The sequence below is a fragment of the Type-D symbiont of Plautia stali genome, assembly GCF_001485335.1.
Taxonomy (GTDB): domain Bacteria; phylum Pseudomonadota; class Gammaproteobacteria; order Enterobacterales; family Enterobacteriaceae; genus Pantoea; species Pantoea vagans_C.
On sequence record NZ_BBOC01000021.1, the window covers coordinates 1 to 13,221 of the forward strand.

Consider the following 13,221-nt stretch of genomic DNA (forward strand, 5'->3'; position numbering starts at 1 on the left):
AGTTTGGTAAAGCCATCCACATCAAAACCAAACGCGGCGTGATAAAACCGCGTACGCCGAACCAGGCGCAGTATGTGGCGAATATCCTCGACCATGACATTACTTTTGGTGTCGGCCCAGCGGGTACCGGTAAAACTTATCTCGCCGTTGCGGCGGCCGTCGATGCGCTGGAGCGCCAGGAAATTCGTCGCATTTTGCTGACGCGCCCTGCCGTTGAAGCAGGTGAGAAGCTTGGCTTCCTGCCGGGCGATCTCAGCCAGAAGGTCGATCCCTACTTACGTCCGCTGTACGATGCCCTGTTCGAAATGCTCGGCTTTGAGCGCGTTGAAAAATTGATGGAGCGCAACGTGATTGAAGTGGCACCGCTGGCCTACATGCGCGGTCGTACGCTCAATGATGCGTTTGTGATTCTGGATGAAAGCCAGAACACTACTATCGAACAGATGAAGATGTTCCTGACGCGTATCGGCTTTAACTCTAAAGCGGTGATTACTGGTGACGTGACGCAGATTGACTTACCGCGCAGCACCAAATCGGGTCTGCGCCACGCTATTGAAGTGTTGGCGGAAGTCGAAGAGATCAGCTTTAACTTTTTCCACAGTGAAGACGTGGTTCGTCATCCGGTTGTCGCACGTATCGTTAATGCTTATGAAGCGTGGGAAGAAGCCGATCAGAAACGTCGAGATAAACTGGCTGAAGAGCGCAAGCGTGAAGCGCTGGCGGCTCAGCTAGCGACCCACCCCAGCCCGCAGGAGAATTCATGAGCGCGGTGATTTTAGATTTACAGTTGGCCTGTGCCGATGAAAACGGCCTGCCAGCCGAAGCCGCCTTTCAACGTTGGCTGGAAGCGGCGGTCACGCCTTTTCAGCCGGAAAGCGAAGTGACGATTCGCCTGGTTGACGAAGCAGAGAGCCATGAGCTTAATCTGACTTATCGTGGCAAAGATAAGCCGACAAACGTGCTCTCATTTCCTTTTGAAGCCCCACCGGGAATTGAGTTACCCCTGCTGGGCGATCTGATTATTTGTCGTCAGGTGGTTGAGCAAGAAGCGGAAGAACAAGGCAAAACCCTGGAAGCCCATTGGGCGCATATGGTGGTACACGGCACGCTGCATTTGCTGGGGTACGACCATATAGAAGACGATGAAGCCGAAGAAATGGAGGCACTGGAGACCGAGATAATGCTTGCTCTTGGTTATCCTGATCCGTACATTTCGGAGAAAGAAGACGCCTGAAACTCTGTTTCAGGCTATTGCGCTGCTGGCGATGACGCCGGCAGTTCCTTTCCCTCATTAGAGAGAACGAAATAAAAACGCCATGAGCGACGACCATTCTCAAAACAGCGACGCACCCAGTAGTAAAAAGGGATTTTTCTCCCTGCTAATCAACCAACTGTTTCACGGTGAACCTAAAAACCGTGATGAACTGCTGGGGCTGATCCGCGATTCTGAGCAAAAAGAGCTGATTGACCAGGACACCCGCGACATGCTTGAAGGGGTGTTGGATATCGCTGAACAGCGCGTGCGTGACATCATGATCCCGCGCTCACAGATGATTACCCTCAAACGCAACCAAAGCCTGGAAGAGTGCCTGGCGGTCATTATTGACTCTGCCCACTCGCGCTTCCCGGTGATCAGCGAAGACAAAGACCACGTCGAAGGCATTCTGATGGCCAAAGACCTGCTGCCGTTTATGAGTAGCGCGTCTGAACCTTTCAGCATTGAAAAAGTACTGCGCCCTGCTGTTGTGGTGCCTGAAAGCAAGCGTGTTGACCGCATGCTCAAAGAGTTCCGCTCCCAGCGTTATCATATGGCGATTGTCATTGATGAATTTGGCGGCGTTTCTGGACTAGTCACCATTGAAGACATCCTCGAACTGATCGTTGGCGAGATCGAAGATGAATATGACGATGAAGAAGATCGTGATATCCGTCAGCTTAACCGCCACACCTACACGGTGCGTGCGCTTGCGCCGATTGAAGAATTCAATGAAATTTTTGGTACCAGCTTCAGCGATGACGAAGTGGATACCATTGGCGGTCTGGTGATGCAGGGATTCGGCCACCTTCCCGCGCGTGGTGAGAGCATCGACATTGATGGTTACCAATTCAAAGTCGTGATGGCTGACAGCCGCCGTATCATCCAGGTGCATGTGAAAATTCCGGAAGACTCTCCGCAACCGCAACTGGAAGACGAATAATTTTATGGCTTTAGCCTCTTTATACTCGCAGCAGCGGGTACGCCTGCTGCTGGCGTTAATTACGGGTGCCGTTGGCACCCTTTCCTTTTCCCCCTACGATTTCTGGCCCGCCGCGCTCATCTCCCTGGCAGGTTTACAACTGCTGTTGCTGGAGCGCCGCAGCCCGCAGGCCGCGGCGATAGGTTTCGTCTGGGGCTTTGGCCTGTTTGGCAGTGGCATTAACTGGGTTTACGTCAGCATCGCCACCTTTGGTGGTATGCCCGGTCCGGTGAATGTCTTCCTGGTGATTCTGCTGGCCGCCTACCTGGCGATCTACCCGATGCTGTTTGCTGCAGTGCTCAATCGCTTGTGGCCACGCGCCACATTGTGGCGTCTGGCACTGGCGGCTCCGGCCCTCTGGCAGATCAGCGAATTCCTGCGCGGCTGGATCCTGACCGGTTTCCCGTGGCTGCAATTCGGCTACAGCCAGATTGATGGCCCGCTGAAAGGCCTTGCACCGCTGGCAGGCGTCGAAACCATTACTTTCCTGCTGATGGTGATCGCCGGCCTGTTGGTGCATGCATTCCATCATCGCACAGTAAAAAGCCTGATCGCCGCAGCCGTGTTGTTGCTGCTGCCCTGGCCGCTACGGATGCTGCAATGGTATCAGCCACTGCCGGAACGCAGCGTGGATGTCGCCATGGTGCAAGGCAACATTCCACAGTCCATGAAGTGGGACCCACAACAGCTGCTCAATACGCTGCGCGTTTACACCTCCTACAGCCAGCCCTACATGGGCAAAGCGCCGATCATTATCTGGCCAGAGTCTGCGATAACCGATCTGGAGAGCAATCAGCAGCCGTTCCTGAAGGCGCTGGATGCTGAGCTGCGCGCGCGCGGAAGTTCGCTGATTACCGGCATTGTTGATTCACGCGTTGAAGGCGATAACCGCTACCACGATTACAACTCGGTGATTGTGTTAGGGGGAGAACAGCCTTACAGCTATCAGAGCCAGAATCGCTACCAGAAAAACCATCTGGTCCCGTTCGGGGAGTTTGTTCCGCTGGAAGACTTGCTGCGGCCGCTGGCGCCGTTCTTTGATCTGCCCATGTCATCATTCAGTCGTGGAGCTTATATCCAGCCGCAATTGAAAGTGTCGGGTTACAACCTGACCAGCGCCATCTGCTATGAGATTGTGCTCGGTGAGCAAGTGCGCGCTAACTTCCGCCCGGACACCAACTTCCTGCTTACGGTGTCCAATGATGCCTGGTTTGGTCACTCTATCGGCCCGTGGCAGCACTTCCAGATGGCGCGCATGCGTGCACTGGAGTTGGGTCGTCCGCTGCTGCGCTCCACCAACAATGGCGTGACCGCCGTGGTGAATGCCAACGGTGAAATCGAGAAAGAGATTCCGCAGTTCACCCGTGACGTGCTGGAAGCCAAAGTGACACCAACCACCGGTGAAACTCCTTATGCGAAAGCCGGTATCTGGCCGGTGTGGATTCTGACGCTAATCGGCATGGTGTTGGCGATTATACGCCGTCGTCATTGATACCTGGCTCACAATATCTCCAGGCGAAGTGATCACTTCGCCTTTTTTTTGCGCTGTTTTCCGCTCCCATCCGCTACGCTTTACCAGATTCTCTGCTGGCATTTTTCTTTTTTCATCGTGCTGGCACGATCATTGCTATTTATTTCAGTGATTTTCCAGACATCAGCGTTTTGTCAGCGTATTGCCATCTTTTCGCACTACTATCTGGCACTGACACGCACCGTAAGGGCGCACAGGTGTTTTATTGCCTCTTAATGGTGCGGAGCGGCTCGCAAAAAACAAACTTTTTTGTTTCATTGCGTTAACAATTCGCTATGTTAATCACTATCCTGCGTGCAGTTGCGCTAAGGGATAACTAAAAAAGCAGCACGAAATACACACAACATCACAATCTGCGCAGTTTATGTTCTGCGCAACATCCATTCAAAGGAGTAGGAACATGCAGACACGCAAAGTGGCATTATCTCTTCTGCTGTTGGGAGCAGCAGCGGGAGCGGCCCAGGCGGAAGATCTCACCGGCACCCTGAAAAAAATTAATGATAGCGGCGTGATCGTCGTTGGGCATCGTGAGTCATCAGTTCCCTTTTCTTACTACGACAACCAGCAAAAAGTGGTTGGTTATTCACAAGATTACTCAAACGCTATCGTAGCGGCGATCAAAGCCAAGCTGAACAAACCTGATCTGCAAGTTAAAATGCTGCCGATCACTTCACAAAACCGTATCCCTCTGTTGCAGAACGGGACTTACGATTTTGAGTGTGGTTCTACCACCAACAACCTTGAGCGTCAGCAGCAAGCCGCATTCTCTGACACCGTGTTCATCATCGGTACACGCCTGCTGGTGAAAAAAGGTGGCGACATCAAAGATTTCGCTGACCTGAAAGGGAAAACCGTTGTGGTGACCTCAGGTACCACCTCTGAAGTTCTGCTGCACAAGCTGAACGATGAGAAGAAAATGGACATGCGCATCATCAGCGCGAAGGACCATGGCGATTCTTTCCGTACGCTGGAAACCGGTCGTGCCGTGGCCTTCATGATGGATGATGCACTGCTGGCGGGTGAACGTGCGAAAGCCAAAAAACCTGATGACTGGCAGATTACCGGCACACCTCAGTCGAAAGAAGCCTACGGCTGTATGCTGCGTAAAGAAGATCCACAGTTCAAACAGCTGATGGATGACACCATCGCAAAAGCGCAGACCTCGGGTGAAGCGGCGAAATGGTTCGATACCTGGTTCAAACAGCCAATTCCACCGAAAAACCTGAACATGAACTTTGAACTGTCATCTGATATGCAGGCACTGTTCAAAGCGCCAAACGACAAAGCACTCTAATTAACAATGAAAACAAGGGCAGTTCCGCTGCCCTCTCGATTGCTGAACACGCGGTGCGGACAGACAGACTGCAACAGGTCGTTCCCCTGAAGCAGGACGTAAGACACCGCTCAACAATCTTATGGGTAGCCTGGCTACCCTTTTTTTACCGGAGCTCGTTATGGGTATCGATTGGAACTGGGGCATATTTTTACAACAGGCCCCGTTCGGCAATACGACTTACCTCGGCTGGCTGTGGTCCGGATTTCAGGTAACCGTTGCGGTTTCCTGCTGTGCCTGGATTATCGCCTTCCTGGTAGGTTCCTTCTTTGGCATTCTGCGTACCGTGCCCAATCGTCTACTGTCGACGATCGGTACCTGCTACGTGGAACTGTTTCGTAATATCCCGCTGATCGTCCAGTTCTTCTTCTGGTATCTGGTCGCGCCTGAACTGGTCGGTGAGAAGCTGGGGATGTGGTTTAAAGCGGAGCTGGATCCGAACGTTCAGTTCTTTGTCTCATCGACAATTTGTCTGGGCTTGTTCACCGCCGCGCGCGTATGTGAACAGGTGCGTGCCGCTATCCAGTCACTGCCGCGTGGCCAGAAAAACGCCGGTCTGGCGATGGGCCTGACGCTGCCACAAACCTATCGCTACGTGCTGTTACCCAATGCGTATCGCGTGATTGTGCCGCCGATGACGTCTGAAATGTTGAACCTGGTAAAGAACTCGGCGATTGCTTCGACCATTGGTCTGGTCGATATGGCAGCGCAAGCGGGTAAACTGCTCGACTACTCCGCCCATGCTTACGAATCCTTCACCGCTATCACCCTGGCTTACGTCGGCATCAACCTGATTATCATGCTGATCATGAGTCTGGTAGAACGCAAAATTCGCCTGCCTGGCAATCTGGGAGGCAAATAAATGTACGATTTTGACTGGAGTTCCATTCCGCCAAGCCTGCCCTATTTATGGAATGGCTTGATCATTACCTTCAAAATTACCGCGGTGGCGGTGGTATTCGGCATTATCTGGGGCACCATTCTGGCGGTGATGCGCTTGTCACCGTTTGCCCCGATCCGTTGGTTTGCCAAGCTATACGTCAACCTGTTCCGCTCGGTGCCGTTGGTGATGGTGCTGCTGTGGTTCTATCTGGTGGTACCGGCTTTGCTGCAACAAGTGCTGGGGCTATCACCAAAAACCGATATCCGTCTGATTTCCGCCATGGTGGCATTTGCGCTGTTTGAAGCGGCCTATTATTCGGAAATTATTCGTGCGGGTATCCAGAGCATTTCACGCGGTCAGTCAAATGCTGCGCTGGCACTGGGTATGACGCACTGGCAATCGATGCAGCTGATTATCCTGCCACAAGCCTTCCGTGCCATGGTGCCGCTGCTACTGACGCAAGGCATTGTGCTGTTCCAGGATACCTCGCTGGTGTATGTCTTAAGCCTGGCTGACTTCTTCCGTACCGCCTCCACCATTGGTGAGCGTGACGGTACCCAGGTTGAAATGGTTCTGTTTGCCGGTCTGGTCTACTTTGTGATCAGCCTGAGCGCTTCGCTGTTGGTTAGCTATCTGAAAAGAAAAAGGACGGTTTAAATGATTAGCCTGAAAAACGTTTCTAAGTGGTATGGTCACTTTCAGGTTCTGACCGACTGCTCCACCGAAGTAAAAAAGGTGAAGTGGTGGTGGTCTGCGGACCGTCCGGTTCGGGGAAATCAACGCTGATTAAAACCGTTAACGGTCTGGAGCCGGTTCAGCAAGGCAGCATTCAGGTCAACGGTACCGAAGTGAACAACAAGAAGACCAACCTCGCACAGCTGCGCAGCAAAGTGGGTATGGTGTTCCAGCACTTCGAACTGTTCCCGCATCTCAGCATTGTCGACAACCTGGTGCTGGCGCAGGTAAAAGTCCTGAAGCGTGATAAAGCTGCCGCCCGTGAAAAGGGTCTAAAGCTGTTGACGCGCGTCGGTCTGGCGGCACATGCGGATAAATTCCCTGGACAGCTTTCGGGTGGACAGCAACAGCGTGTGGCGATTGCCCGTGCGCTGTGCATGGACCCGATTGCGATGCTGTTCGATGAACCAACTTCAGCGCTGGATCCCGAAATGATCAACGAAGTGCTGGACGTAATGGTCGAGTTGGCCAACGAAGGCATGACCATGATGGTGGTGACGCATGAGATGGGCTTCGCACGTAAAGTGGCAAATCGCGTGATCTTTATGGATGAAGGGAAGATTGTCGAAGACACTAACAAAGATGACTTCTTCAACAATCCGCAATCTGACCGTGCAAAAGACTTCCTCGCGAAGATTCTGCATTAATTTGTTAGCGCAATAAATTGCGCCGCTACGGGATCTGCACACCGCTAGCGGCGCGGCTTTATGCAGGTGCGTATGAATGCGCACCCTACGTAAAACGCGCCAATGCATTGTAGGGTCGCCATTTATGGCGACCGTCAGGCGCTAAATCGACAAGCACATCGCGATTCATCGCGCTTTTGACATCCCATCAAGGCTCAAACGGCTGACGCTGGAAATGGTCGTGCCCACACTCCGGACAGCGCGTTAAGCTTTCAGGCGTGTAAATAGCTCGGGTAAAACCGCACTTCTCACACACCAGATTCCCTAAGCCCACCACTTCACCGCTCTGATAGACGCCGTGATGTCGCAGATCCTGAAACACCTCGCGCCACTCCAGCTGGCTTTTGTCTGTGATATCCGCCAGCTCCTTCCACACGCTCTCACGGATCACGCGCATAAATACGGAATCCCCCAACACATCAGAAGACTCCTGATAGCTCAGAGCAAACTCATGCAAATCGCGTCTGACGGCCCGCATCACTTCATTCACCTCTGAAGTCGTCAGCGTTTTTTTCGCCAGCAAATCCTGCCGCGCTTCTGCTACCAGCGCATCGACATCACGCTCGCCGCGCTCCAGCCGCTGGGTTAACGCCGCTATCGTTGCTCGATACTCCTGCGCCACGTTATTCATTTTGTTCTCCTTTCCGCGGGAATCGCTGCCTTTAAGTTTAGCTGTTCTGTCATATTTGCCGTGCTATCCGCCAGGGAAATCATAAAAGGGTGAAAGCGGCGGCGCATTAAGCAGAAATCCTGCCTGCAGGGGCGTGAAATGTTGTTGAGGGCCAGCCTTATGGGTATGCTATGCGGATCTAAAAGTATGCGAACCCACCATACAGGGTTAACGATTTTCACAAAGGACCACAGGCAGCCATGCAAGAGCAATACCGCCCGGAAGAGATAGAATCCCGCGTACAACAGCACTGGGATGAAAACGAAACCTTTAAAGTGACCGAGCAGGAAGGCAAAGAGAAGTATTACTGCCTTTCAATGCTGCCCTATCCTTCTGGCCGCCTACACATGGGCCACGTGCGTAACTACACCATTGGCGATGTAATCGCACGTTACCAGCGTATGCTCGGTAAAAACGTCCTGCAGCCGATTGGCTGGGATGCGTTCGGTTTGCCAGCAGAAGGTGCCGCGGTAAAAAATAACACCGCCCCGCCCCCTGGACATACGACAACATCGAATACATGAAGAACCAGCTGAAACTGCTGGGCTTTGGTTATGACTGGAGCCGCGAATTAGCGACCTGCCAGCCAGAGTACTATCGCTGGGAACAGTGGTTCTTCACCAAGCTGTATGAAAAAGGCATGGTCTACAAGAAGACCTCTGCGGTGAACTGGTGCCCGAACGACCAAACCGTGCTGGCCAACGAACAGGTTATCGACGGCTGCTGCTGGCGCTGTGATACCAAAGTGGAACGCAAAGAGATCCCACAATGGTTCGTGAAAATCACCGCCTATGCTGAAGAACTGTTGAACGATCTGGATAAGCTGGAAGACTGGCCTGAACAGGTCAAAACCATGCAGCGTAACTGGATTGGCCGTTCTGAAGGCGTTGAGATCACCTTTGATGTGGCTTACAGCGAAGAGAAACTGACGGTTTACACCACCCGTCCAGATACCTTCCTGGGTGCCACTTACGTTGCCGTCGCAGCGGGTCACCCACTGGCGCGTCAGGCAGCAGCCAGCAATCCTGCGCTGAGTGACTTTATCGCCGAATGCAGCACCACTAAAGTCGCGGAAGCTGATATGGCGACGATGGAGAAGAAAGGCATGGCCACGGGCCTGTTTGCTATCCATCCGCTGACCGGTGAAGAGATCCCTGTTTGGGTGGCTAACTTTGTGCTGATGGAATACGGCACCGGTGCGGTGATGGCCGTGCCAGGCCACGACCAGCGTGACTGGGAGTTTGCCACCAAGTACAACCTGAACATCAAGCCGGTTATCCTCAACCTTGACGGTTCAGAGCCCGATATCAGCGAAGCCGCAATGACTGAAAAAGGCACGCTGTTTAACTCTGGCGAGTACAACGGTCTGGACCATCAGGCGGGCTTCAACGCCATCGCTGATGCGCTGGCCGCTAAAGGTGTGGGCGTACGTAAAGTTAACTATCGCCTGCGCGACTGGGGTGTTTCCCGTCAGCGTTACTGGGGCGCGCCAATTCCAATGGTGACACTGGAAGATGGCACGGTCATCCCGACGCCAGAAGACCAGTTGCCGGTTATTCTGCCAGAAGACGTGGTGATGGACGGTATTACCAGTCCTATTAAAGCTGATCCTGAGTGGGCGAAAACCACCGTGAACGGACAGCCTGCGCTGCGTGAGACCGATACCTTTGACACCTTCATGGAGTCATCCTGGTATTACGCCCGTTACACCTGTGCCAACTATAACGAAGGCATGCTGGACCCGGCTGCGGCCAACTACTGGCTGCCGGTCGATCAGTATGTGGGTGGTATCGAACACGCCATCATGCACCTGATGTATTTCCGCTTTTATCACAAGCTGCTGCGTGACGCCGGCCTGGTCAATTCTGATGAGCCCGCTAAACGCCTGCTGTGTCAGGGCATGGTATTGGCCGATGCGTTCTACTACACCGGCGCTAACGGTGAACGTAACTGGGTGTCTCCGGTTGATGTGACGGTAGAGCGTGACGAGAAAGGTCGTATCGTTAAAGCTGTCGACAATGCAGGCCGCGAAGTGGTGTATGCGGGCATGAGCAAAATGTCGAAGTCGAAAAACAACGGCATCGATCCACAGCTGATGGTTGAGCGTTACGGCGCGGATACCGTGCGTCTGTTCATGATGTTTGCTTCGCCAGCAGAAATGACGCTGGAATGGCAGGAGTCCGGTGTGGAAGGGGCTAACCGCTTCCTGAAGCGCGTCTGGAAACTGGCTTACGAGCACATTGCGAAAGGGGCCACCGTGGCGCTGGACGTGAACACGCTGAACGACGATCAGAAAGCACTGCGTCGCGACCTGCACAAAACCATCGCGAAAGTGGCGGATGATGTTGGCCGTCGTCAGACCTTCAACACCGCTATCGCAGCCATTATGGAGCTGATGAACAAGCTGATTCGTGCACCACAGGAGAGCGAGCAAGATCGTGCCCTGCTGCAGGAAGCCCTGGTGGCGGTTGTTCGTCTGCTGTATCCGTTCACCCCGCACGCCAGCTATGTTCTGTGGCAGGCTCTGGGGGGTGAAGGCAGCATTGATGAAGCCAGCTGGCCGGTTGCGGATGAAGCCGCAATGGTCGAAGATTCACTGCTGGTGGTTGTACAGGTGAATGGCAAAGTGCGCGGCAAAATCACCGTTGCGCCCGATGCTACGCAGGAGCAAGTTCAGGCGCGTGCTGCGCAGGAGCATCTGGTGGCGAAATATCTGGATGGCGTCACCCTTCGTAAAGTGATTTATGTCCCTGGCAAACTGCTTAACCTGGTCGTAGGTTAAGTTCAGGAGGAACTGTGCGACAACTGATTATCAGGCTGTTTGTCCTGCTGGCGGTGATGATCACCGCTGGATGTGGTTTTCACCCGCGCGGCACCACCATGGTGCCAACTGAGATGAAAACGCTGATCGTCCAGAGCGGCGACCCTTATGGTCCGCTGGCACGTACCGTGCGCCAGCAGCTGCGTATCAATGATGTGACCATCGTTGAAGACAGCAAAAAGGCGAGTGCGAAGTACCCTACTCTGCGCCTGGGCGCAGAAATGCAGGGGCGTGATACTGCATCGGTGTTTATCAGCGGCACCACCGCTGAATATTCCCTGGTGATGACGGTCACCGCACAGGTTCTGCTGCCGGGCAAAGGTATCTACCCGATCAGCACCACCGTGTATCGTTCTTTCTTCGACAACCCGAACGCCGCACTGGCCAAGGATGCCGAGCAGGACATGATCGTACAGGAGATGCGTCAGCGCGCTGCCGAGCAGTTGGTGCGTAAGCTGCTGACCGTTCATGCCGCGCAGGAAAGCAACAAAGACACACTGCCGCAGCCGGAGACGATTGCACCGGGTCAGAACTCACCGGAAGTGCCGTCTTCGTCAGCTACCAGTCTGCAATGATCAGGATTTATCCTGAACAACTGAGCGCGCAGCTTCGAGAGGGGCTGCGCGCCTGTTATTTTCTCACCGGCAATGAACCCCTGCTGATTCAAGAGAGTGCCGACGCTATCCGCGCCGCCTCGACCGCACAGGGTTTTGAAGAGCACTTCAGCGTCACGTTGGATGCGCAAACCGATTGGGATGCGATCTTTGCCAGCTGTCAGGCGCTCAGCCTGTTTACCCAGCGCCAAACCTTAACCTTACAGTTGCCAGAAAATGGTCCGAATGCCGCCATGGCAGAGCACCTGGTCAAACTGGCCGGTTTGCTGCACAGCGATATTCTGCTGATTTTACGTATGGCAAAGCTGACCAAAGCGCAGGAAAACAGCGCCTGGTTTAAAGCGCTCAGCGGGCATGCCGTGGTAGTGCCGTGCCAGACGCCGGAACAGGCACAGCTGCCGCGCTGGGTTGCCAGCCGTGCAAAAGCCATGAAATTAAGTGTCGATGATGCCGCCATTCAGCTGCTGTGCTACTGCTATGAGGGTAACCTGCTGGCCTTAGCGCAAGCACTGGAACGTCTTTCGCTGTTATGGCCGGATGGCAAACTGACGCTGCCACGCGTGGAAGAGGCGGTCAACGATGCCGCGCACTTTACGCCGTTTCACTGGGTGGATGCACTGCTGGCCGGGAAAAGTAAACGCGCCCTGCACATCCTGCATCAGCTGGAGAAAGAGGACGCCGAAGTGGTGATTCTGCTGCGCTCGCTGCAACGCGATTTACTCACGTTGTTGTATCTGCAGCGTAACCAGGCAAAACAGGGTTTACGCACGCTGATGGATCAGCAACGCATCTGGCAAAATCGTCGTGCACTGTTTACCGAAGCCCTGCAGCGCCTTGATGCGCGACGTTTACAGCGCGCGGTACATCTGCTGGCTGAGCTGGAACTGACCATGAAGCAGGATTACGGTCAAAACCTGTGGCCTCAGCTAGAAACGCTGTCGCTGTTGATCTGCCATCGTGATTTTCCCTTGAGTTTCACCGATGTCTAAACTCTATGCGCTGTTTGGCGGCACCTTTGATCCGATCCATTTTGGCCATCTGCGTCCAGTGGAAGCCCTGGCGCAGCAGGTGGGTTTGAAGAAGGTGACGTTGCTACCCAACAATGTGCCGCCGCATCGCCCTCAGCCCGAAGCCAGTGCGCAACAGCGCGTTGAGATGCTGCGTTGTGCCATTGCCGACCGCCCATTATTTGATATCGACACACGGGAACTGGAGCGCGACACGCCCTCCTGGACTGTGGCTACGCTTGAAGCACTGCGTGCGGAACGCGGTGCAGAACAGCCCCTCGGGTTTATCATCGGACAGGATTCTCTGCTAACGTTATCCAAATGGCATCGCTGGCAGGATTTGCTGTCGCTGTGCCATTTGCTGGTTTGCAAGCGTCCCGGCTATGCGGCACAGATGGAGAGTGTTGACATGCAGCAGTGGCTGGATGCCCATCTGGCGCAAAACCCGCAGCAGTTGCATCAGGCACCTTCAGGCCACATCTGGTTGGCGGATACCCCGCTGTTCGACATCTCCGCCACAGAAATACGCCAGCGTCGCCATAGCGGTCAATCCTGTACCGATCTGCTGCCCGATGCGGTCATTGACTATATCGATCGCGCTGGCTTATATCGCGCTTGATCTTTGCGTGCTATACTGCGCCGCTTCATTTTCGGCTACGTTTTCGGGCATTCAGCCTGCTCGCAATCACCTGTTTTTAAGGGGA

At 54.0% G+C, this 13,221-nt stretch carries 11 protein-coding genes and 2 pseudogenes; 12 read left to right on the forward strand and 1 reads right to left on the reverse strand.

Going from position 1 to position 13,221, the window contains the following annotated elements; all coding sequences use genetic code 11:
• From PSSD_RS08830 to PSSD_RS08865, 8 genes and pseudogenes are all read left to right on the forward strand, one after another.
• The coding region (locus PSSD_RS08830) for a PhoH family protein (protein ID WP_058970721.1) at positions 1-764 on the forward strand (764 nt) is incomplete at its 5' end.
• The gene (ybeY, locus tag PSSD_RS08835; RefSeq protein WP_039330494.1) at positions 761-1,234 is read left to right on the forward strand and encodes an rRNA maturation RNase YbeY; all 474 of its coding nucleotides are present in this window, start codon (positions 761-763) and stop codon (positions 1,232-1,234) included. The genes PSSD_RS08830 and ybeY, both read left to right, overlap by 4 nt.
• A gap of 82 nt (positions 1,235-1,316) precedes the next feature.
• Positions 1,317-2,198 carry a CNNM family magnesium/cobalt transport protein CorC gene (gene corC / locus PSSD_RS08840; RefSeq protein WP_039330496.1) on the forward strand — a complete coding sequence of 294 codons (882 nt, stop codon included), beginning with the start codon at positions 1,317-1,319 and terminating at the stop codon, positions 2,196-2,198.
• Positions 2,199-2,202: 4 nt separating this feature from the next.
• The gene (gene lnt, locus PSSD_RS08845; protein ID WP_058970724.1) at positions 2,203-3,729 is read left to right on the forward strand and encodes an apolipoprotein N-acyltransferase; all 1,527 of its coding nucleotides are present in this window, start codon (positions 2,203-2,205) and stop codon (positions 3,727-3,729) included.
• A gap of 439 nt (positions 3,730-4,168) precedes the next feature.
• Entirely contained in the window at positions 4,169-5,062 is an 894-nt protein-coding gene (locus tag PSSD_RS08850; protein WP_039330499.1) for a glutamate/aspartate ABC transporter substrate-binding protein, read from the forward strand.
• 160 nt (positions 5,063-5,222) lie between these two features.
• Entirely contained in the window at positions 5,223-5,963 is a 741-nt protein-coding gene (locus PSSD_RS08855; protein WP_039330501.1) for an amino acid ABC transporter permease, read from the forward strand.
• Positions 5,964-6,641: a glutamate/aspartate ABC transporter permease GltK gene (gene gltK, locus PSSD_RS08860; protein ID WP_039330502.1), complete on the forward strand. Its 678-nt coding sequence runs from the start codon at positions 5,964-5,966 to the stop codon at positions 6,639-6,641.
• A pseudogene (locus PSSD_RS08865) lies at positions 6,642-7,366 on the forward strand (amino acid ABC transporter ATP-binding protein).
• A gap of 187 nt (positions 7,367-7,553) precedes the next feature.
• Here the strand turns inward: PSSD_RS08865 and PSSD_RS08870 are convergent.
• Complete coding sequence (locus tag PSSD_RS08870) at positions 7,554-8,036, reverse strand: zinc ribbon-containing protein (RefSeq protein WP_039330507.1); 483 nt, start codon at positions 8,034-8,036, stop codon at positions 7,554-7,556.
• A 239-nt stretch (positions 8,037-8,275) separates the two neighbouring features.
• Here PSSD_RS08870 and leuS point away from each other — a divergent pair.
• The 4 genes and pseudogenes from leuS to nadD all read left to right on the forward strand — a co-directional run bounded on the left by leuS (position 8,276) and on the right by nadD (position 13,136).
• Positions 8,276-10,857 (forward strand): annotated as a pseudogene (leuS, locus tag PSSD_RS08875) (leucine--tRNA ligase).
• 14 nt (positions 10,858-10,871) lie between these two features.
• Positions 10,872-11,471, forward strand: coding sequence for an LPS assembly lipoprotein LptE (lptE, locus tag PSSD_RS08880; protein ID WP_039330510.1), 600 nt, complete (start codon positions 10,872-10,874; stop codon positions 11,469-11,471).
• Positions 11,468-12,499, forward strand: a complete 1,032-nt coding sequence (holA, locus tag PSSD_RS08885; RefSeq protein ID WP_058970730.1) for a DNA polymerase III subunit delta — start codon at positions 11,468-11,470, stop codon at positions 12,497-12,499. Before lptE ends, holA begins: the two co-directional genes overlap by 4 nt.
• Positions 12,492-13,136: a nicotinate-nucleotide adenylyltransferase gene (gene nadD / locus PSSD_RS08890; protein WP_039330514.1), complete on the forward strand. Its 645-nt coding sequence runs from the start codon at positions 12,492-12,494 to the stop codon at positions 13,134-13,136. Before holA ends, nadD begins: the two co-directional genes overlap by 8 nt.
• Positions 13,137-13,221 lie beyond the last annotated feature (85 nt).